Here is a 20,216-nt window from a genome sequence, read left to right as displayed (position 1 = left end):
GGGGCCGGGACTCAGTCCCGGCCCATGGCCGAGGCGATCATGTCCGAGACGTGCACGATGCGGTATCCGCGCTCCCGCAGCTCCGGGACGATCCGGCGGACGGCCTTCTCCGTGGCCGGCGCCTTCTCGCGGTCGCAGTGCAGCACCACCACCGAACCGGGCCTGATGTCCTTCAGCACCCGCTCGGCCACCTTCCCGGGATCCTTCTCCTCGGCGTCCGGTGCCACGACGTCGCCGGCCACCACCGTCACCCTCGCCGGGGCGACGGCCCGCCGGGAGCGGTCGTCGAAGCAGCCCCCGGGGAAGCGGAAGTAGGGCGTCAGGTTCTTCACCCCCGCCGCACGGATGGCTTTCTGCCCCTTGCGCACGTCCGCGAGCTGCTTGCCGGGCGCGAGCGCGGGGAGGTCGCGGCAGTCGCGGGTGAAGGCGCGGTGGGAGTAGGAGAGGTTGCCGACCTCGAACAGGTCGTCACGGCCGATGGAGCGCGCCTGGTGCTTGTAGGTCTGCGCCCACAGGCCCGACATGAAGACGGTCGCGGGGACCTTCTCGCGGCGCAGCGCGGCGATCAGCCCGGGGTTGTCGTGGCGCTTGCCGTCCTCCTCGGCGCGCTCGCGGTCCTCGGCGGACAGGGCGGCGTCGAAGGTCAGCGCCACCACCTTGTCCCCCTTGTCGCCGCTCTTCTCCGCCTTCTCTGCCTTCTCCGCCTTCTCGGTTTTCTCCGTCTTCTCGGCGTTCTCGCTCTTCTCCCGCTTCTCGCGGTTCTCGCCGTCCTCCTCGGCCTTCTCCTCCCCGCGGGCGTCCCGCGGAGCCTCGGCGCGCGGGCCGTGCCGGAAGACGGGCACACGGCCGCTGATGGAGGCGGGCAGGGTGGCGTACCGGCCGGAGGACGACGCGTCCCGGTCGTCGCCCTCGGGGCGGGAGACGGAGGAGCGGGGGGAGGCGGAGAAGTCGCCCTTCCCGGAGGTCTTCTCCTCCGGCTCCTCCCCCGATCCCTCACCGGCTTCCTCCGGAGCGGCCGGTGAGGAGGGCGCGGCCGGGGAGGCGCCGGCCCGGGTGGTATCGCCACCCGGGCCCGCGCAGCCCGCCGCCGCGGCGGCGACCAGGGCGAGAGCGGTCAGGGGACGGGCGGTACGGCGCACGGAGACGGTCATGATCGGAACGTAACGACGTTCCGGGGCGATTGCGCGGGATGCTGCTCTTGTCGGACTACCGCCACCCCCGGCCCGGGTGACGCCCGGCCGGGTGGCGGCGCGTCGGCTTCGCCCCCGGCCCGCGCACCGGCCCGTACGCCGGCCCGCGCGTCAGGTCGCGCGCCAGTAGCCCAGCGCGTGCACCCTGTCCTTCGGCACGCCGAGCTCCTTGCGCGCGTACGAGGCGAGGGCGCGGGTCGTGGCGGTGTCGCAGGCGATCCAGACGTAGGGGTCCGGCTCGTCCTCCAGCAGCTTCGGCAGGGCCGTGGTCACCTCGGTCACCAGGTGGGCGCCGGAGTCCCGGCGCGGGATCCACCGCACCTCGTGCGGGCCGGGCCCGAGCCGCAGCGGCAGTTCGGCGTCCTGCGGATGCGCGGTTTCGAGCCAGACGGTCGCGGGCGTGCCGGGGAAGGCGTCCAGCAGCGAGTTGACCGCCGGCAGGGACGCCGGGTCGCCGACGGCCAGGAGCCGGGAGGGCTCGGGCGACGGCGCGGTGAACCCCGTGCCCTGGACGGTGGCCTCGATCGTGTCGCCCGGCCGCGCGCCGCGCGCCCAGTCGCAGGCGATGCCCTCGTGCAGTGCGAACTCCAGGGCGAACGTCCCGGCCGCGGGGTCGGGATCGACCAGGGTGTAGGCGCGCTGGTGCGGTTTGCCCCCGCTCTCGAACCAGAGGCGGACCCACATCGTCGGGTGGACGCCGGTCGAGGCGAGCATCCCGCCGTCCGTCATCCGGACCCTCCGATAGTGCTCGGTGACCTGTTCGGTCCCGGTCACGGTGAACTCGAAGTCCCTGCCCCGCAGCAGTCTGAGGACCACGCCCTCCCAGCCATGCCCCACGGTCTCTCCTCCCCGGTCCCGGGGTGCCCCCGGACAGCCGCCGTTTTGGTTAGGTTAGCCTAACCTAATGGTCGGGGGTGCTCGCGGCACCCCTGCTCCGGCCTGCCCGACCCCGCCCTCCCCCTTCGGAGAGAACGTGTCCAGACCCACCGGCGCCACCGCCGTCCCGACCGCCCCCGGCACCCCCGACGCCCCGCGCGGGTCTGTCCACGAGCGGACCGTCGAGGGCTTCGGGACCCTGCGGATCACCCCCGTGGACCCCGAGCACGACGCCGTCGTGATCCACGGCTGGGTCACCGGGGAGCGCGCCGCGTTCTGGGGGATGGGCGGGATGGACGTCCGGGAGGTCCGCGAGGTCTACGCCCACATGGACGCCCTCACCACCCACCACGCCTTCCTCGTCCACCGCGACGGAGAGCCCGTCGCGCTTCTCCAGACGTACGACCCCGCCGAGGACCGGGTGGGGCTGTGCTACGAGGTCCGGCCCGGTGACGTCGGGGCACACCTGCTGCTCGCCCCCGCCGCGGACGCCGGCGAGCCGGGGTTCACCGGCCGCCTGGCGTCCGCGATCCTGGAGTACCTGCTGACCGACCCGGACTGCCGCCGGATCGTCGTCGAGCCGGACGCCCGCAACGGGAAGGCGATCGCGCGCATGCTGCGCACCGGGTTCGAGCAGGGGCCCGAGGTGGTGCTCCCCGCGGTCGAGCTGCCGGAGGTCAACCTCCCCGAGAAGCGCGCCCGGCTGGCCTTCCTGCCGCGGGAGGCGGTAGCCGGCTGACCCCTGGCCGGCGCGGTCCCGCCGGCCTCAGTGGCGCCACGGCCCGGTGACGGCGAACGTGGTCCCCGGCTCGTAGCAGTTGACGTACATGGTGCGGCGGTCGGGCGAGAAGGTGACGCCCGCGAACTCGCCGTACTCCGGCTCCCGCGCGGTGCCGGTGTTCTGGGCGTTGCGCGCCAGGGCGTAGATCTCACCGTGGCGCGTGAGGCCGTAGACGTGCTGGGCGCCGCCGCCGTCCTCGCAGACCATCAGACCGCCGCCCGGGGCGAGGCAGATGTTGTCGGGCGACTCGCCGGGGGTGTCCACACCGGTGTCCGGCCCGAAGATCACCGCCAGCGTCAGCCGGCGGCGGCCCGGCTCGTACCGCCACACCTGGCCGAAGTGGTCGGCCGCCGAGCCCTCGGAGCTGCGCGCGTAGCTGGAGACGAAGTACACCGCTCCCTCGCCCCGGTGGCTGCCCCAGTAGCAGCCCTCCAGCTTCTGCGCGTGGGTGACGCCGCCGCGGCCGAAGTCCTGCAGGCGGATGGGCGTCCGCTTCGCCAGCGGGTCGGGCACCGGCAGCCACTCGACGCCGTCGAAGTGCGTGCCCGGCTCGGTCACGGCCGACAGGTCGGGGACGCCGGGCACCCGCATGGCCTCCAGTCTCCCGCCCGCGCGCAGCGAGTCGAAGCCGCCGCGGGGCCGGTGCGGCAGGAAGCGGTAGAACAGGCCGAAGGGATGGTCGAAGGCGTCCTCGGTCTCGTAGACCACGCCCTCGCGCGGATCGACGGCGATGGCCTCGTGCTGGAAGCGGCCCATCGCGGTCAGCGGTTCGGGAACGGTGCGGTGGCCGGGCCGCAGGCCGACCTCGAAGATGAAGCCGTGGTCCCTGGTGTACCCGTTGGTGCCGGCCTTGTCCTCGGTCTCCTCACAGGTCAGCCAGGTGCCCCAGGGGGTCGGGCCGCCCGCGCAGTTCACCGCGGTGCCCGCGATGCCCACCCGCTCGTCCAGTACGCGGTCGCTGCCGGAGAGCTCCAGCACGGTGCAGCCGCCCATGCCCTGCGGGTCGTACGTCAGCCCGCGCACGGCGGGGACGCGGCGGGGGGCGTTGTGGCGGTTCTCGTGGTTGCGCACCAGCTGTACGTGCCCGGGGCGCGGACCGGGCAGGGCGGTCATGCCGTCGTGGTTGCCGGGGACCGGACCCTGGCCGGAGAGCATGGGTTCGCCCTCGCGCGACAGCACCCGGTAGCGGAAACCTTTCGGCAGGTCGAGCAGGCCGTCGGGGTCGGGCACGAGGGGGCCGTACCCGTCCCGGCCGCCGGCCGGGGCGGCGTGGGCGGCGTCCTTAACGGCGAACAGTTCGGAGAGGGAACCGGCGAAGGCGATCCCCGCCCCGACGGCGGCGGCACTTCCCAGGATCCGGCGTCGCGTTGCTGACATGGGCAACTCCCTGCTGGCGGACAGGTTGATGACCCGGTTGTGTACCACGCTGTCCGCTCAGCGGGAACCAGGCGCGGCACGGAGGGGACCCGCCCGTGCCGCGCCGCGACCCTCCCGGCGTACGGATCCGGCCGTTTCCGGGAGACCGGCTCCGCCACCGCACTTCACCGTCGCACCCCACCGCCGCCGGCCCTGCTTCCGCCGGGCCCCGGCGCGGTGGGGCGCCGCCCCCGTCAGCCGTCCCCGCCGCCGCTCTCCCCGGTCAGGCGCCGCGCGTCGCGGGCGAGCGCGGTGAGCCGGGATATCGCCCGGAAGTACTTCTTGCGGTAGCCACCCCTGAGCATGTCCTCCCCGAAGAGCCGGTCGAACGGCACCCCGGAGGCGAGCACCGGCACCTCGCGGTCGTAGAGCCGGTCGGCCAGGACCACCAGGCGAAGCGCGGTGGATTGATCGGGCACCGGCTGGACATCCGTGAGGCAGACCGCCTCCACGCCGTCGCACAGCGCGCCGTAGCGGCTGGGGTGCACCCGGGAGAGGTGGTCCAGGAGGGAGGGGAAGTGGTCGAGGGACGCGCCGGGCGTGCGGTGCGCGGCGGCGGTCACCGCGTCGTCGCCGGCCGGCGGCGGGGCCTCGGGCAGGCCGCGGTGGCGGTAGTCCTCGCCGTCGATGCGCAGCGTGCGGAAGTGCGCCGACAGGCCCTGGATCTCCCGCAGGAAGTCGGCGGCGGCGAACCGGCCCTCGCCGAGCTTGCCGGGCAGGGTGTTGGAGGTGGCCGCCAGCGCCACGCCCTCCTCGACCAGACGGCCCAGCAGGGTGGAGACCAGCACGGTGTCGCCCGGGTCGTCCAGCTCGAACTCGTCGATGCACAGCAGCCGGTGCCCGCCGAGCGTGGCCACCGTCTGCTGGAAGCCGAGAGCGCCCACCAGATTGGTCAGCTCCACGAACGTGCCGAACGCCTTGCGCTCGGGCGGGGCGTCGGTGGCGTGCCACAGAGAGGCCAGCAGATGGGTCTTGCCGACGCCGTAGCCGCCGTCGAGGTACACCCCGCGCGGCCCGGACGGCGCCGTCTGCCGCCCGCCGCGGCGGAACCAGCGCCGGATGCCGCCGCCCTCGCCGTCCGCCCGCTCCCCGCCGAGCCCGTCCGCGAAGCCGCTCAGCACCTTCACCGCCTCGGACTGGCTGGGCTGGGACGGGTCGGGGATGTAGTTGTCGAAGCGCACCGAGTCGAAGCGCGGCGGCGGCACCATCTCCGCGACCAGCCGGTCTGCGGGGACGTGCGGCTCGCGGGCGCACAGGGACAGCGGGGCGGCGTCGCCGGCCGCCGGACGCTTCGGTCCGGCGTTCGGGTCGGGCTTCTGGGCGGGAGAGGACGACACCCTTATCACTGTACGTGGCGTGGCGGGGCACGGAACACGCCGGTGGCACGTGCCACACTGCGCCGTATGCGACGCCTGTTCCCCCCTTTCGAGTACCCCGCGGCGCCCACGGCCCCCGGACGGCGGGAGCCGCCGTCCGCCGACCGACCCTGGACGCTCGAGGAGATCGCCGACGCGTACGCCTACCCCGCCGCGACGGCGGGGGAGGCGGGGGAGGCCGGGCGGCCCTGGCTGCGCGGCAACATGGTCGCCTCCCTCGACGGCGCCGCCCACCACGGCGGACGCTCCCAGCCGCTGTCCTCGGACGCCGACATGCGGATCTTCGGGGTGCTGCGCGCCCTGGCGGACGCCGTGGTCGTCGGCGCCGAGACGGTACGCCGGGAGGGGTACCGGCCGGCCCGCCGCCGCGAGGCGTTCGCCGCCCGGCGCGAGGCCGCCGGGCAGGGGCCGGCCCCTGCCATCGCGGTCGTCAGCGCGAGCCTGGACCTGGACTTCTCCCTGCCGCTGTTCACCGAGCCGCTGGTGCCCACCCTCGTGCTCACCGGCGCCGCCGCCCCGGCCGGCCGCCAGGAGGCGGCGCGCGAGGCGGGCGCGGTGGTGGTGCACGCGGGGGAGGGCGCCGAGGTGGATCCGGCGCGGGTGCCGGGCCTGCTGGCCGGGCACGGCCACACCCGTCTGCTCACCGAGGGCGGGCCGCGCCTGCTGGGCCGTTTCGCGGCCGCCGGCGTCCTGGACGAGTTGTGCCTGACCGTCTCCCCCCGGATCACGGCGGGGAACGCGGCGCGGATCCTGGACGGCCCCGGCTTCGAGACCCCCGTGGAGTACGAGCTGGCCTCCCTGCTGGAGGAGGACGGGTTCCTCTTCTCGCGCTACCGCCGCCCCCGCGAGGCGGTTCGGAAATGACCGGATCTGTTTGTCTGCGCCAACAAGGTGTGACGTGCACAGAATGAGATGCGCAGAGTGAAATGTGCAGTCCCGCATCAGGGCGGGACGGGATAGTCGTCGTACGGGTCGCCGACCCGTCAGGAGGAAGGGCACCTGCCGTGTTCACGTCCGTACTGATGATCGAGAAGCCGCTGGTGCCCACCGACGTCGAACTCGTCACCACGCTCCACGGCGACGAGCCCGTCTCGTTCGTCGTGCTCATGCAGCCGCGCGGCGACCAGGACCGGCTGCTGCGCGCCCTGGACGACGTGGCGCTCGGCGAGCTGGACGACGCCGTCCGCGAGGCCACCGGGCGCGACGACGAGGAGGAGGACCGTTCCGACAGCCCGGTCTCCCCGGCCGAACGGGCACTGGAGCACTCGCTGGGCGCGCTGCGCGCGGCTGGGGCGGAGGCCGTCGGCCAGATCGTCCAGGACCACCCCCTGGACCTGCTCACCTCGGTGGTGGAGGAGACGGGTGCCGACGAGGTGATCGTGCTGACCGCGCCGCACCTGGTGGAGGAGTTCTTCCACCGCGACTGGGCCTCCCGCGCCCGCCACAAGGTCGGCGTCCCCGTGCTCAAGCTGTTCGCCCACGGCGAGTAGGGCGAGCAGACCGGGCGGTGAAGGAGCGGGCGGGGGGCCGGGGGCAGCCTCCGGGCGCGCCGGCCCCGTTGCGCCGCCGCACGCGGTCCGCGGTCACCCGGCCCGCTCGCATAGGCTGGGGCCGGGTGCCCGCGGACGGCGTGCGCGGCCCGGCCGCACCGCCGTACGGACACCCCGCAACCCTCCGGGCTCCCAGGTCCCCCGGGACCCCGGGGCCCTCCAGGACACGACACCGGCGGACACACCGCCCGGAGCACCCTTCGAAAGGACACCGCATGGCGCCCGGCCTGCCGACCGCGATGGAACGACCGCACTTCATCGGCATCGGCGGAGCCGGAATGTCCGGCATCGCGAAGATCCTCGCCCAGCGCGGCGCGAAGGTCGCGGGCAGCGACGCCAGGGAGTCCGCCACCGCCGAGGCGCTGCGCGCCCTCGGGGCCACCGTCCACATCGGCCACGCCGCCGGCCACCTCGCCGCCGACGCCACCGCCGTCGTCGTCTCCAGCGCCATCCGCGACGACAACCCCGAGCTGGCCGCCGCCCGCGAGCGCGGCGTGCCCGTGGTGCACCGCTCCGACGCGCTGGCCGCCCTCATGGAGGGCCTGCGCCCCATCGCCGTCGCCGGCACCCACGGCAAGACGACCACCACCTCGATGCTCGCCGTCGCCCTGGACGCGATGGGCCTGGACCCCTCGTACGCCATCGGCGGCGACCTCGACGGCCCCGGCACCAACGCCCACCACGGCGGCGGGGAGATCTTCGTCGCCGAGGCCGACGAGAGCGACCGCAGCTTCCACAAGTACGCCCCCGAGGTGGCGATCGTCCTCAACGTGGAGCTGGACCACCACGCCAACTACGCCTCGATGGAGGAGATCCACGAGTCGTTCCTGACCTTCGCCGGCCGCGTCCGCCCCGGCGGCACCCTGGTGGTCGGCGCCGACCACCGGGGCGCCCGCGAGTTCACCACCCGCCTGCGCGCCCGCGGCGCCGGGGACCTGCGGATCACCACCTACGGCGAGGCCGAGGACGCCGACGTACGGATCGCCAAGGTCCTCCCGCAGGGGCTGACCAGCGAGGTCACCGCCGTCCTCGACGGCACGCAGCACACCTTCACCGTCTCCGTCCCCGGCCGCCACTACGCCCACAACGCCGTCGCCGCCCTGGCCGCCGGAGCGGCGCTGGGCGTGCCGGCCGACGCCCTGGCCGCGGCGCTGGCCTCCTACACCGGCGTCAACCGCCGACTCCAGCCCAAGGGCGAGGCGCGCGGGGTGCGGGTCATCGACTCCTACGCCCACCACCCCACCGAGATGACCGCCGACATCGAGGCCATCCGGGGCGCCGCGGCGGGCGGCCGGGTGCTGGTCCTCTTCCAGCCGCACCTGTTCAGCCGCACCCGGGAGCTGGGAGCGGAGATGGGGCAGGCGCTGGCGCTGGCCGACGCCTCGGTCGTCCTGGACATCTACCCGGCGCGCGAGGATCCGATCCCGGGCGTCACCAGCGCCGTCATCACCGACGCGGCCCTGGCCGCGGGCGCGCAGGTGCGGCCCGAGTCCGACAAGGGGGCAGCCGCGGCCCTGATCGCCGGAATGGCCGAGCCCGGTGATCTCGTTCTCACCATGGGAGCGGGCGACGTCACCGAACTCGGCGCGACGGTGCTGGAGCGGCTGGCCGCCCGCCCGGCGAACTGAGGAGGCACCCATGGGTTACGAGATCGACAAGAGCGAGGAGCAGTGGCGGCGGGAGCTCAGCCCCGCCGAGTACCACGTGCTGCGCGAGGCGGGCACCGAGCCGGCCTTCACCGGTGAGTACAACCACACCAAGACCACCGGCGTCTACCAGTGCCGCGCCTGCGGGGCCGAACTGTTCCGCTCCGACACCAAGTTCGAGTCCCACTGCGGCTGGCCCAGCTTCTTCGACCCGGCCGACTCCTCGGCCGTCGAGCTGCTGGAGGACCGCTCCCACGGCATGGTCCGCACCGAGGTGCGCTGTGCGCGCTGCGGCTCCCACCTGGGCCACGTCTTCCGCGGCGAGGGCTACCCGACCCCGACGGACGAGCGCTACTGCATCAACTCCGTCTCCCTGAAGCTCGTGCCCGAGGAGGGCTGACCGCGCCGGCACCACCGGCACCCCGCACCGCCCTCCGGCACCCCGCCGCGCCCGCCCTCCGGGCCCCCGCGAGGTCCGGAGGGCCGAACGCGGCACCCCGCCGCCGCGCCCGGCGCGGACGGGCGGATGATGGCGGCCATGTACCAGACGCTGCTGCCCTTCCTGGGCGCCTGCCTGCTGATCGCCGCCTCCCCGGGACCGAGCACCGTCCTGATCATCCGCCGGTCGCTGACCGGCCACCGGCACGGCATGGCGACGGTCCTCGGCAACGAGACCGGGGTCTTCGTGTGGGGCGTGGTGGCCGCCTTCGGCCTCACCGCGCTGCTGGCCGCCTCCCAGCTCGCCTACGACGCGCTGCGCCTGGTGGGCGCGGTGGTCCTGGTGGTCCTCGGCCTCCAGGCGCTGCGCGCCGCCCGGCGGACGCGGGGCGCGGCGGTGGCGGACGGCGACGAGCCCGCGTCCGCACCCGCGCCCGTACGGGAGTCGGCGTGGCGGTCGTACCGGGCCGGCCTCGCCCTCAACCTCGCCAACCCCAAGGCCGCGGTCTTCGCCCTGTCCTTCCTGCCGCAGTTCGTCCCCGCCGGGGCCCCGCAACTGCCCGCGATGGTGGCGCTGGCGGCGGTGTGGGCGCTCTTCGAGACCGGCTACTACGCCTGTTACGTGTGGGGCGTGGGCCGGATGCGGCGCCTGATCGACCGCGCGGCCGTACGCCGCCGCCTGGAGCAGGTCTCCGGCGGCGTGCTGATAGCCCTGGGCCTGCGGATGGCACTGGAGGGCTGACCGCGCCTCCCGCGCCCGGCCCCGAGCGGGAGCCGGGCCACGGGCCGGACCATCGGCCGGGCCACCTGCCGGACTACCGCAGCACCGCCGCCGAGTGCGGGCCCAGCCGCAGCAGGCCGTCGCCCTCGGGGGCCTCGCACTCGCCCCAGGAGGCCAGCTCGGCGGCGGTGTGCACCGACAGGGGGATCTCGGCGGTGCCCTCCTCGGCCAGGTTCACCGCCACGTGCAGCCCGCCGTGGCGCATGCACAGCCAGCGCCGCTCCTCGTCGTAGGCGACATGGACGTCCACCAGCCGGGTGCGGGGCGAGACATGGGCGCGGCGCAGCGCGATGAGCGCGCGGTGCCAGGCGAGCAGGTCGGCGTGCGGCTCGCGGTGCGGCTCGTCCCAGTCCAGGCAGGAGCGCAGCCGGGTGGCGGGGTCCTGCGGATCCGGCACGTCCGCCTCCGACCAGCCGTGCGCGGCGAACTCCCGCCGCCGCCCCCGCCGTACCGCCTCGGCCAGCTCCGGGTCCTGGTGGTCGGTGAAGTACTGCCAGGGGGTGCGCGCCCCCCACTCCTCGCCCATGAACAGCATCGGCGTGTACGGCCCGCACAGCACCAGCGCCGCCGCGCAGGCCGCCAGGCCGGGGGAGAGGTGGGAGGCCAGCCGGTCGCCCCGGGCCCGGTTGCCGATCTGGTCGTGCGTCTGGGCGTAGGCGACGAAGCGGTGCGCCTCGGTGGCGGTGCGGTCCACCGCCAGGCCGTGGCGGCGGCCCCGGAAGGAGGAGTAGGTGCCGTCGTGGAAGAACGCCCCGGTCAGCGACTTGGCCAGGGCCGCCAGCGGGGCGCGGGCGAAGTCGGCGTAGTAGCCCTGCGCCTCACCGGTCAGCGCGGTGTGCAGGGCGTGGTGGATGTCGTCGTCCCACTGGGCGTCCAGGCCCAGCCCGTGCTCCCCGCGCGGCGCGGTGGTGCGCGGGTCGTTGCGGTCGGACTCTGCGATCAGGAACAGCGGACGCTCCAGCTCGGCCGACAGGGCGTCCACGGCCGCCGACAGCTCGGCCAGGAAGTGCTCGGCCCGCTCGTCGATCAGCGCGTGCACCGCGTCCAGCCGCAGCCCGTCCAGCCGGTGGTCGCGCAGGAGGGCCAGCGCGCTGCCGATGAAGTACGCGCGCACCTCGTCCGAGCCGGGCGCGTCCAGGTTGACCGCCGAGCCCCACGGGGTGTGGTGCCGCTCGGTGAAGTACGGGCCGAACTCCGGCAGCCGGTTGCCCGACGGGCCCAGGTGGTTGTGGACCACGTCCAGGACCACGCCCAGCCCGTGGCCGTGCGCGGCGTCCACGAAGCGCTTGAGACCCTCGGGCCCGCCGTAGGGCTCGTGCACCGCCCAGGGCGCCACACCGTCGTAGCCCCAGCCGTGGGTGCCGGGGAAGGGGCTGACGGGCATCAGTTCGACGTGGGTGACGCCGAGGTCGGCCAGATGGCCCAGCCGGCCGGCCGCCGCGTCGAAGGTCCCGGCCTCGGTGAAGGTGCCGACGTGCAGCTCGTACAGGACCGCGCCGTCCAGGCCGCGCCCCTCCCAGTCGTGCCGCCAGGCGTACGCCCCCTGGTCCACCACCGCGGCGAGCCCGTCGGGGCCGTCGGGCAGCCGGCGGGCGCGGGGGTCGGGCAGCACGGGCCCGTCGTCGACGGAGAAGCCGTAGCGGGTCCCGTGCCCGGCGGACGCCTCGGCCCGCCACCACCCCTCGCGCTCCGGGTCGCGGTGCATGGGATGCTCCTCGTCCCCCGCGTGCAGCGCGACCCGTCGCGCCTGTGGCGCCCACACCTCGAACAACACCGGGGATCTCCTTCGGCCGACGGCACCTCAGGGCTCCAGCATGCCCGCTCCGGTGCGTGTCAGCCCATGCAGACGCGGCGCTGCACCATCGGGTACCCGGCTCGGGCGAAGTGGGCGGCCATCGGGGTGTTGCCCGCATCGGTGGCCGCCGCGACCGCCCCGGCCCTCGCGCGGCCCCGCCCGGGGCCCTCGCCCGGAGCGGGCTGGACAGCCCCGGCGCGGGTCCGGAGAATGACGGGTCATGGCATCTGCGGAGTCCCGGGCGGTCCCGCCGCGTCCGTCGGACGAGGACCGGGAACGGGCCATGGAGCTGCTGCGCGAGAGCGCGGTCGCCGGCCGCGTGTCGCACCGGACGTTCGAGCACCGGATGGAGCTGCTCCTCACCGCGCGCCGCTTCGACGAGATCGAGGCGGCAGTGCACGATCTGCGCCCCCGGCCGCCGGAGCCGGTTCTCATCAGGTTCGTCGGCGCGGTCTCGGCGCTGCCCGGCCGGCTGCGGCGGGCCTGGCAGACGGCCCGGCTGCCGGAGCTGATGCTGCCCGCGCCCGGCCCGCACCCGATGAGCATCGGCCGCGCGCCCGGTTCGGTGCTGCGGCTGAACGACGAGACGGTGTCCCGGACGCACGCCCAGCTGCACAGCTCGGCGCGGGGTTGGACACTGCGCGATCTGGGTTCCTCCAACGGCACCTGGGTCAACGGCCGCCGGGTGACCGGATCGGTGAGCGTGCGTCCGGGGGATCATGTGCGGTTCGGGCAGGTCAGCTTCCGCCTCGGCAGTCGCTGACCCGCCCTCACCGGATGCCCGTGGAGGGCGGGTGCCGTGCTCAGCGCGGCATGCAGTGCGGTGCGGACGGGTTGCCCGCTCCGCCGTTCACCACGTAGCCGAAGGTCGCCGACTTGCCCGGTTCCAGGGTCGAGCCCTGCTGGCTCTGGGTGTAGACGTTGGCGCCGTCGTAGGTGGGTGTGGCGTTCCACAGGCTGTCCACCCGCTGGCCGGAGGCCAGTTCGAAGTGGACGGTCCAGCCGCGCAGGACGGTGTCACCGCGGTTGGTGACGGTCACCTCGCCCTGGTGGCCGCTGCCCCAGTCGTTGACCTTGCGGATGACGGCGGCGCAGGAGGCCGTGCCCGGGTCGGTGGGCTCCTCACCGGGGTCGGTCGGCTCCTCGCCCGGGTCGCCCGGGCCCTCGCCGCCGTCCGTGCCGGGGAAGACCACCTCGCCGTTGCCGCCGTCGAAGACGACGTCGGAGCAGCTGTAGAAGGTCTCGTTGCTGTCGGAGCGCGACCACACCATGTAGATGATGTGGCGGCCGCTCTTGTTCGCCGGGAGGGCGCTGGTCCAGGTGTACTTGCCGTCGATCGTGCCGACCGAGCCGGACAGCTGCGGGTCGGTCACCGAGGCGAAGGGCCGGTCCTCCAGGTCGTCCCAGCCCAGCGGCTGGTTCGGGTCGTAGCCGTCCTTGGTGACGTAGAGGTGGAAGGTGCCCGGGTGGGCGGCCCACGCGTTGTAGGCGAACCGCATCTGGGCACCGGAGGTCAGCCGGGTGTACGGCCAGTCGGAGCGCGCCTGGTTGAAGGCGGTGAAGTCGTACGGGCCGCCGGTGCCGCCGCTGCACAGCTGGCCGTCGGGGATGAAGCCCTCGGTGCGCCCGGCACCGTCGGAGCGGAGCACGGCGAACCAGTTGTAGAACGGGGTGGACCCGCCCTGGTCGAGGGCGGCCCTGCAGGCCGGGTTGTCCGGCTGGAGCGCGCCGGAGGAGGTGTGCGCGTTCTCCCAGCACAGGTAGGTGCGGCTGCCCGGGTTCATGGGGGCGCCGTGCGCCTGTGCCTTGCCCGCGGGGAGGAAGAACACCAGGCACAGGGCCGGCAGCGCGGCCAGCAGCGTCAGCAGGACGCCTCTGCGGGGGCGGCTCGTATTTGGCGTGGGCATGCCATTCGTGGCAGGCGTGCCGTCTAAGCGTGATGTCATCGTGCCGGAGGTCCCTTCAAGCACGTGGGGGGGTGGGTCCGCAACCGATGGGAGCGCTCCCATCTCCGGTGAAGGTAGCGCGGGGCCCGACGTGTGTAAATGCTCTGTTCACATCACGACGGAAATTCCCTACCGAGGGGGCCGCGCGGCCGAGGGAGCGGCGCACCGCCGCCGCGAAGCCCGGCGCCTCGCGGTGTGCCCTCAGCCGCGCACCAGCAGCGCCACCGGCCGCTCGGCCAGCAGCTCCGCCAGCTTCACGCTCCCCTCCGCCTCCCGGCCGCCCAGCAGGTCCCGCCACTGCCCCGGCGGCAGCTCCAGAGCGGTCTCCCGCCAGCCGCCCGCACCGGCCAGCCGCAGGGAGAGCCGCGTCGCGACGCAGACCACCGCACCCGAGCGCGCGTACGCCACGCAGTGCCCGGCCGCCGGACCGGCGGCCCGCAGCGGCTCGTACGACGCCGACGCGCCGAACCACGCCGGGTGCTCCCGCCGCAGCCGCAGCGCCGCCTCGGTCAGGGCCCGCTTCTCCTCGGGCAGGGACTCCGGCAGCCAGGCGGCGGCCTCCTCCCGCGCCTCCGCGGTCTCCTCCGGCACGCCCGTGCGGAAGGGCGGGAAGTCCGGCAGCCGCCGGTTGTCCGGATCGACCAGCGCGGTGTACACCCGCTCGGTGCCCATGTAGAGGTCCGGCACACCCGGCATGGTCAGGTGCAGCAGCGCCGCGCCGAGCACGTTGGCCCGCACCGGCCGGGCCAGCTCCCGCGCGAAGGCGGCCACCGTGTACAGCGGCGGCCCGCCCGGTCCCGCCACCGCGAAGCGCTCGACGGCCTCCTCGTACGCCGCGTCCCGCTCCGTCCACGTCGTGCGCAGACCCGCCTCCCGCACCGCCTTCAGCAGCGCGGGCACCAGCCGCTCCTGGTAGGGGAAGCCCATGCCGTACGCCGTCTGCCAGGCCACCCACGCCACATGGCGGTCCGGGGCCTCCACGCCGGAGGCGCGCAGCGTCTCGTGCGTCACCCGCTCCAGCAGCTCCGCCCACCGCTCCGGGCACTCGGTCAGCACCGCCAGTGCCGCCCGCACGTCCGCGCTGCGCTTGGTGTCGTGCGTGGACAGCACGGTGCCGGTGGCCGGCCAGTCGCGCTGGAGGCGGGCGCAGTACGCGTGGAACTCCTCCGGGGCCACCTGCGGGCTCCCCGGGTCCCCGCCCACCTCGGCGGCCGACAGCAGCGGCGCGTAGCGGTAGAAGGCGGTGTCCTCCTCCGACTTGGCCCGCAGAGCCGCGCAGACCTGCGCGAACCGCGCGCAGAAGTCCCGCTGGGCCCCGCCGTCCCCCAGCCGGCCCAGCGCCAGGTCCCGCACCACGGCCACCGCCGCGGCCTCCTCCGGCACCGCGAACGCCGCCCGCGCGCCCTCGGCCGCCTCCTCCAGCATCGCCCGGTCCTCCGCGCCCACCGGGCCGCCCGCGGTGACGTACGGCCGGTACACCGGCACCCGCACCAGCACCTCCTCGATCGCGGTGCGCAGCGCCCAGGGCGCATGGTCGCGCAGCGCCAGACCGGGGGCGGCCTCGCACACGGCGGCGGCGGTGCGGGTCAGCCGCCCGACCTCGGCGGCCAGGTCGTGGGCGACCACCTCCCGGGCGGCCCGCCGCACGGTCGGCCCCCACTCGCCGCCCAGGTCCGGCGCGGCGCCGGTGAAGCCGCGGTAGACGGCGGCCAGCTCCGCCAGCCCGTCCGGGTCGACGAAGAGGCCGTCGACGTGGTGCAGGGCGTCGTACCCGGTCGTCCCGGCCACCGGCCAGGACACCGGCAGCCGCTCGCGGGGGCCGAGGATCTTCTCCACCACCGTCCAGGCGCCGCCGGTCTCCTCCTCCAGCCGCAGCAGGTACGCGCCCGGATCGGCCAGCCCGTCCGGGTGGTCGATCCGCAGGCCGTGGACCACGCCCTCGCGCAGCAGCCGCAGCACGCACGCGTGGGTGGCGGCGAAGACCTCCGGCTCCTCCACGCGCACCCCGATCAGATCGGCGATGGTGAAGAAGCGCCGGTAGTTCAGCTCGGTGCGGGCCAGCCGCCACCAGGCCAGCCGGTAGTGCTGGGCGTCCAGCAGCTCGGGCAGCGGCAGGTGCTCGGTGCCCTCGCGCAGCGGGAAGCGGTGGTCGTGGTACGCCAGGACGCCGCCCTTGACCGACAGCGCCCCCAGCTCCTCGCCCAGCCGCCCGCCCAGCACCGGCAGCAGCAGGCGACCGACGCCCGCCTCCCAGTCGATGTCGAACCAGCGCGCGTACGGCGAGGCGGGGCCCTCGCGCAGCACCTCCCACAGCGCCTCGTTGAGCCGTTCGGGGACGGGGACGCCCATGTGGTTGGGGACGATGTCCACCACGATGCCCATGCCGTGCTCCCGTGCGGCGCGCGACAGCGACCGCAGCCCCTCCTCGCCGCCCAGCTCCTCGCGGACCCGGGCGTGCCCGGTCACGTCGTAGCCGTGGGCGGAGCCGGGGGCGGCCTCCAGCACCGGGGACAGGTGCAGGTGCGAGATGCCGAGCGAGGCCAGGTACGGCACGGCCCTCTCGGCGGCGGAGAACGGGAAGCCGGGCTGGAGCTGGAGCCGGTAGGTGGCGGTCGGCACGGCGGGCGGGGGCGGCGCCGACGGCGCGGCGGACGTGGCGGGCGCGGCGGACGCGGAAGGGGACTGAGGGGACATGTGGTGCATGTTCCCTCCGGGTGCCCGCCGAACCCGCCGCCTGTCGGGCGACGCCCCCGCCCAGGGGACGCGTGCCGGGCCGGCCGCGGGCGTACCGGGCGGGTCAGGCGGTCAGGCGGTTCAGGCGGGGCGCTGGAGCACCGTCAGACTGCGGTCCACCAGGGTGATCCGGGAACCCGCCCTCACCATGGGGCCGGTGCCCGGCGGCACCCCGTCCTCCCGCGAGGTGTCCACCACGACCTGCCACTCCCGCCCGTGGTCCGCCGGCACGGTGAACTTGCGCGGGGTCGGCTGCGCGTTGAACATCAGCAGGAAGGAGTCGTCGGTGATCCGCTCGCCGCGCTCGCCGGGCTCGGAGATCGCGTTGCCGTTGAGGAACACCGTCAGCGCCCTGGCCTGGGCCTCCTGCCAGTCCCGCTGGGTCATCTCCTCGCCCTCGGGCGTGAACCAGGCGATGTCGGACAGCTCGTCGTGGGTGCCCTCCACCGGCCGCCCGTGGAAGAAGCGGCGCCGGCGGAAGGCCGGGTGGTCGCGCCGCAGCCCCACCATGGCCTGCACGAACTCGCACAGCGGATGCTTCTCGCCCGCCTTGGGCCAGTGCACCCACGACAGTTCGCCGTCCTGGCAGTAGGCGTTGTTGTTGCCCTTCTGGGTGCGGGCGAACTCGTCGCCGTGGGAGAGCATCGGCACGCCCTGGGAGAGCAGCAGGGTGGCGATGAAGTTGCGCATCTGCCGGCCCCGCAGGGCCAGGACGTCCTCGTCGTCCGTGGCCCCCTCCACCCCGCAGTTCCACGAGCGGTTGTGGCTCTCGCCGTCCCGGTTGCCCTCGCCGTTGGCCTCGTTGTGCTTGTCGTTGTACGACACCAGGTCGTGCAGGGTGAAGCCGTCGTGGCAGGTGACGAAGTTGATCGAGGCCAGCGGGCGGCGCCCGTCGTCCTGGTACAGGTCGGAGGAGCCGGTCAGCCGGGAGGCGAACTCCGCGAGCGTGCGCGGCTCGCCCCGCCACAGGTCCCGCACGGTGTCGCGGTAGCGGCCGTTCCACTCCGTCCACAGCGGCGGGAAGTTCCCCACCTGGTAGCCGCCCTCGCCCACGTCCCAGGGCTCGGCGATCAGCTTCACCTGGCTGACCACCGGGTCCTGCTGCACCAGGTCGAAGAACGACGACAGCCGGTCCACCTCGTGGAACTGGCGGGCCAGGGTGGCCGCCAGGTCGAAGCGGAAGCCGTCCACGTGCATCTCGGTGACCCAGTAGCGCAGCGAGTCCATGATCAGCTGCAGGACGTGCGGGGAGCGCATCAGCAGCGAGTTGCCGGTGCCGGTGGTGTCCATGTAGTACCGGGGGTCGTCGGTGAGCCGGTAGTACGAGGCGTTGTCCAGGCCCCGGAAGGACAGGGTCGGCCCCAGGTGGTTGCCCTCGGCGGTGTGGTTGTAGACCACGTCGAGGATGACCTCGATCCCGGCCTGGTGCAGCGCCTTGACCGCCTGCTTGAACTCCAGCACCTGCTGGCCCCGGTCGCCCCAGGAGGCGTAGGCGTTGTGCGGGGCGAAGAAGCCGATGGTGTTGTAGCCCCAGTAGTTCGCCAGCCCGGCGTCGGCCAGCCGGTGGTCGGTGACGAACTGGTGGACCGGCATCAGCTCCAGCGCGGTCACCCCCAGCTTCGTCAGGTGCTCGATGATCGCCGGGTGGCCCAGTGCCGCGTAGGTGCCGCGCAGGTCCTCGGGCAGCTCCGGATGGAGCATGGTCAGGCCCTTGACGTGCGCCTCGTAGATGACCGTCTGGTGGTAGTCGGTGCGCGGGGGCCGGTCGTCGCCCCAGTCGAAGTAGGGGTTGACCACCACCGACGCCATGGTGTGCGGGGCGGAGTCCAGGTCGTTGCGCCGTTCGGGTTCGTCGAAGTGGTAGCCGTAGACCGCCTCGTCCCAGTCGATGGCGCCGCTCATCGCCCTGGCGTAGGGGTCCAGCAGCAGCTTGGCGCTGTTGCAGCGCTTGCCCTTCTCCGGCTCGTACGGCCCGTGCACGCGGAAGCCGTAGCGCTGGCCGGGCATGACGCCCGGCAGGTAGGCGTGCCGCACGAACGCGTCGGACTCGCGCAGCTCGATCGCCGTCTCCGACCCGTCGTCGTGCAGCAGGCACAGTTCGATGCGCTCCGCCGCCTCCGAGAACACGGCGAAGTTCGTCCCGGCCCCGTCGTACGTGGCGCCGAGGGGATAAGCCCGTCCAGGCCAGACCTGCATGTCGACTCTTCCTGTCGCGGTCTCTACCCGTTACCCGTTTTCGCTGCATCCTTGCGCAGTACTGGTGCGGGAGGCGGCCACCGGCTGGGCACAGCATCCATCTTCCCCCGGATGAGCGTACGGGCAAAGGAACTTGGTGGCGGGATACTGCTGCATCCCCTCCCGGGAGGGCAGTAGGCTCCTTGATCGAACAGCAGGTCCGGAAGGCGGTGCACAGGTGGGCTCGGGAGGGCTTGAGCTCCCCTCGGGGGACGGGGGCGGCGAGAGCGGTGCCGCCGGGGCGCCCGGAGCGGTGCCGCCCGGCACGGTCTCCCTGGCCCGGCCGATGGAGATCGGCGCCGATCTGGCCTGGGGCGCGGAGGAGTGGGCCGAGGTGCGGCTGCGCGCCCAGCGGGCGGGACGGGCCTACATCTGGCTCAACCTCGTCGAGCAGCGGCTGCGCGCCGTGGTCGCGGCGGTGCTGCGGCCGATCTACGAGCCGGTGCACGGCGAGGAGTGGGTCGTGGCGGCGGCCGGCCCGACCGGGCAGGAGTGGGTCCAGCGGGCCGCGGCCGTACGCGAGGTCAGCCGCCGCAAGGGCTATCTGCTCGATCCGGCCGACGACACCCTGCTGTCCTTCCTCACCCTGCCGCAGCTGCGCGAGCTGGTGGTGCAGCACTGGCCCTGCTTCGAGCCCTACTTCGACGGGCGGCGCGAGCTGGAGCTGGCCCTGGACGAGCTGGAGGTCGCCCGCAGCGCGGTGGCCCGCAACCGCGCGCTGTCCCCGGCCGTCCTCGCCCAGGCCGAGCGGATCTCGGCCAGGCTGCTGGACCTGCTGGGCGCCGGCCGCGACATCCCCTCCGCCCACCGGCTGCCGGTGGACGCGGTGGAGGAGCTGGTCGGCGACCGCTTCGCCGACGTCGTCGGCGTCCACCCGGACCGGGTGCGCCTGCAGCGCCAGCTCCCGGCCGAGGACCTGTTCGGCGGAGCGCGCCGGCTGGACGCCATCGGCATAGGCCTGAACCTGCTGGTCCAGAACTACTCCGGGCGCCGCCTGGTGCGGCTGGCCGAGTCCGGCTGCCGGGTGCGGCTGCTCTTCCTCAACCCGGCCAGCAGCGCGGTGCGCCGCCGGGAGCGGGAGCTGGGGCTGAAGAAGGGCGAGCTGAGCCGTTCGGTGGAGATGAACATCCTCCACATGCGGCGGGTGCGCTCCCGGCTGCGGGACGTCGGCGCCTTCCAGATCCACGTCTTCGACGAGACCCCGCGCTTCACCGCCTACCTCGTGGACGGCGACGGGCCGGACGGCATAGCGGTGGTCCAGTCCTACCTGCGCCGCATCCGGGGGATGGAGGCCCCGGTCTTCGTGCTGCGCGGCGGCGGCCGGGACATCGTCCAGGACGGGACCGTCCAGGGAGGCCCGCCGGGGGAGGGCGCCGAGGGCGGGCTGTTCCACCTCTACCGCGAGGAGATGGAGTCGGTGTGGGCCGACTCCCGGCCGGTGTCCTGACCCGGC

The 20,216-nt window shown here is 74.3% G+C and carries 16 protein-coding genes; 8 read left to right on the top strand and 8 right to left on the bottom strand.

Features of this window, described 5'->3' with window-relative positions:
• Window positions 1–11 precede the first annotated feature (11 nt).
• Window positions 12–1,151 (bottom strand): polysaccharide deacetylase family protein, encoded by a 1,140-nt coding sequence (locus tag BMY40_RS16360; RefSeq protein ID WP_218158304.1) that lies wholly within the window; start codon window positions 1,149–1,151, stop codon window positions 12–14.
• Window positions 1,152–1,301: 150 nt separating this feature from the next.
• Window positions 1,302–2,027 (bottom strand): siderophore-interacting protein, encoded by a 726-nt coding sequence (locus BMY40_RS16355; protein ID WP_093660178.1) that lies wholly within the window; start codon window positions 2,025–2,027, stop codon window positions 1,302–1,304.
• Window positions 2,028–2,163: 136 nt separating this feature from the next.
• Between BMY40_RS16355 and BMY40_RS16350 the strand changes: the two genes are divergently transcribed.
• Complete coding sequence (locus tag BMY40_RS16350) at window positions 2,164–2,805, top strand: GNAT family N-acetyltransferase (RefSeq protein WP_245770135.1); 642 nt, start codon at window positions 2,164–2,166, stop codon at window positions 2,803–2,805.
• 27 nt (window positions 2,806–2,832) lie between these two features.
• On the opposite strand, the gene BMY40_RS16345 is transcribed toward BMY40_RS16350, so the two are convergent.
• Both BMY40_RS16345 and zapE read right to left on the bottom strand, forming a co-directional pair.
• On the bottom strand, window positions 2,833–4,224 hold the full coding sequence (locus tag BMY40_RS16345) for an alkaline phosphatase PhoX (protein ID WP_093660174.1): 1,392 nt from the start codon (window positions 4,222–4,224) through the stop codon (window positions 2,833–2,835).
• Between the two features lie 233 nt (window positions 4,225–4,457).
• Window positions 4,458–5,525, bottom strand: a complete 1,068-nt coding sequence (gene zapE / locus BMY40_RS16340) for a cell division protein ZapE (RefSeq protein ID WP_245770141.1) — start codon at window positions 5,523–5,525, stop codon at window positions 4,458–4,460.
• A 141-nt stretch (window positions 5,526–5,666) separates the two neighbouring features.
• Here zapE and BMY40_RS16335 point away from each other — a divergent pair, with 141 nt between their 5' ends.
• The 5 genes from BMY40_RS16335 (at window position 5,667) to BMY40_RS16315 (ending at window position 10,015) form a co-directional block, all read left to right on the top strand.
• Window positions 5,667–6,503: a pyrimidine reductase family protein gene (locus BMY40_RS16335; protein WP_093660170.1), complete on the top strand. Its 837-nt coding sequence runs from the start codon at window positions 5,667–5,669 to the stop codon at window positions 6,501–6,503.
• Between the two features lie 140 nt (window positions 6,504–6,643).
• Entirely contained in the window at window positions 6,644–7,129 is a 486-nt protein-coding gene (locus BMY40_RS16330; protein ID WP_093660168.1) for an indole-3-glycerol phosphate synthase, read from the top strand.
• Between the two features lie 275 nt (window positions 7,130–7,404).
• On the top strand, window positions 7,405–8,817 hold the full coding sequence (murC, locus tag BMY40_RS16325) for a UDP-N-acetylmuramate--L-alanine ligase (protein ID WP_093660166.1): 1,413 nt from the start codon (window positions 7,405–7,407) through the stop codon (window positions 8,815–8,817).
• Window positions 8,818–8,827: 10 nt separating this feature from the next.
• Entirely contained in the window at window positions 8,828–9,235 is a 408-nt protein-coding gene (gene msrB, locus BMY40_RS16320) for a peptide-methionine (R)-S-oxide reductase MsrB (protein WP_093660164.1), read from the top strand.
• A 138-nt stretch (window positions 9,236–9,373) separates the two neighbouring features.
• A complete protein-coding gene (locus BMY40_RS16315) occupies window positions 9,374–10,015 on the top strand; it encodes a LysE family translocator (RefSeq protein ID WP_093660348.1) in 642 nt (213 codons plus the stop codon).
• Window positions 10,016–10,088: 73 nt separating this feature from the next.
• Here the strand turns inward: BMY40_RS16315 and treZ are convergent, their stop codons facing one another.
• The gene (gene treZ, locus BMY40_RS16310) at window positions 10,089–11,828 is read right to left on the bottom strand and encodes a malto-oligosyltrehalose trehalohydrolase (RefSeq protein ID WP_093660162.1); all 1,740 of its coding nucleotides are present in this window, start codon (window positions 11,826–11,828) and stop codon (window positions 10,089–10,091) included.
• A gap of 241 nt (window positions 11,829–12,069) precedes the next feature.
• On the opposite strand from treZ, the gene BMY40_RS16305 reads away from it, so the two are divergent.
• On the top strand, window positions 12,070–12,612 hold the full coding sequence (locus BMY40_RS16305; RefSeq protein ID WP_093660160.1) for an FHA domain-containing protein: 543 nt from the start codon (window positions 12,070–12,072) through the stop codon (window positions 12,610–12,612).
• Between the two features lie 40 nt (window positions 12,613–12,652).
• Here BMY40_RS16305 and BMY40_RS16300 read toward each other — a convergent pair whose 3' ends face one another.
• The 3 genes from BMY40_RS16300 to glgX all read right to left on the bottom strand — a co-directional run bounded on the left by BMY40_RS16300 (window position 12,653) and on the right by glgX (window position 18,724).
• Complete coding sequence (locus BMY40_RS16300) at window positions 12,653–13,756, bottom strand: lytic polysaccharide monooxygenase (protein ID WP_093660158.1); 1,104 nt, start codon at window positions 13,754–13,756, stop codon at window positions 12,653–12,655.
• A 240-nt stretch (window positions 13,757–13,996) separates the two neighbouring features.
• The gene (gene treY / locus BMY40_RS16295) at window positions 13,997–16,489 is read right to left on the bottom strand and encodes a malto-oligosyltrehalose synthase (RefSeq protein WP_093660156.1); all 2,493 of its coding nucleotides are present in this window, start codon (window positions 16,487–16,489) and stop codon (window positions 13,997–13,999) included.
• A 120-nt stretch (window positions 16,490–16,609) separates the two neighbouring features.
• On the bottom strand, window positions 16,610–18,724 hold the full coding sequence (glgX, locus tag BMY40_RS16290; protein ID WP_093660154.1) for a glycogen debranching protein GlgX: 2,115 nt from the start codon (window positions 18,722–18,724) through the stop codon (window positions 16,610–16,612).
• 217 nt (window positions 18,725–18,941) lie between these two features.
• Here glgX and BMY40_RS16285 point away from each other — a divergent pair, with 217 nt between their 5' ends.
• Window positions 18,942–20,210 carry an SAV2148 family HEPN domain-containing protein gene (locus BMY40_RS16285; protein ID WP_093660152.1) on the top strand — a complete coding sequence of 423 codons (1,269 nt, stop codon included), beginning with the start codon at window positions 18,942–18,944 and terminating at the stop codon, window positions 20,208–20,210.
• Window positions 20,211–20,216 lie beyond the last annotated feature (6 nt).

The sequence above is a fragment of the Streptomyces radiopugnans genome (assembly GCF_900110735.1).
Taxonomy (GTDB): Bacteria; Actinomycetota; Actinomycetes; order Streptomycetales; family Streptomycetaceae; genus Streptomyces; species Streptomyces radiopugnans.
This window is presented reverse-complemented; position numbering and strand designations above follow the sequence as displayed.

What these genes read in the sequence shown, in the direction of transcription:
- BMY40_RS16335 (WP_093660170.1), top strand. Translation starts at nt 5,667, where the DNA reads ATGCGACGCCTGTTCCCCCCTTTCGAGTACCCCGCGGCGCCCACGGCC.
- murC (WP_093660166.1), top strand. Translation starts at nt 7,405, where the DNA reads ATGGCGCCCGGCCTGCCGACCGCGATGGAACGACCGCACTTCATCGGC.
- msrB (WP_093660164.1), top strand. Translation starts at nt 8,828, where the DNA reads ATGGGTTACGAGATCGACAAGAGCGAGGAGCAGTGGCGGCGGGAGCTC.
- BMY40_RS16305 (WP_093660160.1), top strand. Translation starts at nt 12,070, where the DNA reads ATGGCATCTGCGGAGTCCCGGGCGGTCCCGCCGCGTCCGTCGGACGAG.
- BMY40_RS16345 (WP_093660174.1), bottom strand. Translation starts at nt 4,224, where the DNA reads ATGTCAGCAACGCGACGCCGGATCCTGGGAAGTGCCGCCGCCGTCGGG.
- BMY40_RS16315 (WP_093660348.1), top strand. Translation starts at nt 9,374, where the DNA reads ATGTACCAGACGCTGCTGCCCTTCCTGGGCGCCTGCCTGCTGATCGCC.
- BMY40_RS16300 (WP_093660158.1), bottom strand. Translation starts at nt 13,756, where the DNA reads ATGCCCACGCCAAATACGAGCCGCCCCCGCAGAGGCGTCCTGCTGACG.
- glgX (WP_093660154.1), bottom strand. Translation starts at nt 18,724, where the DNA reads ATGCAGGTCTGGCCTGGACGGGCTTATCCCCTCGGCGCCACGTACGAC.
- BMY40_RS16360 (WP_218158304.1), bottom strand. Translation starts at nt 1,151, where the DNA reads ATGACCGTCTCCGTGCGCCGTACCGCCCGTCCCCTGACCGCTCTCGCC.
- treY (WP_093660156.1), bottom strand. Translation starts at nt 16,489, where the DNA reads ATGTCCCCTCAGTCCCCTTCCGCGTCCGCCGCGCCCGCCACGTCCGCC.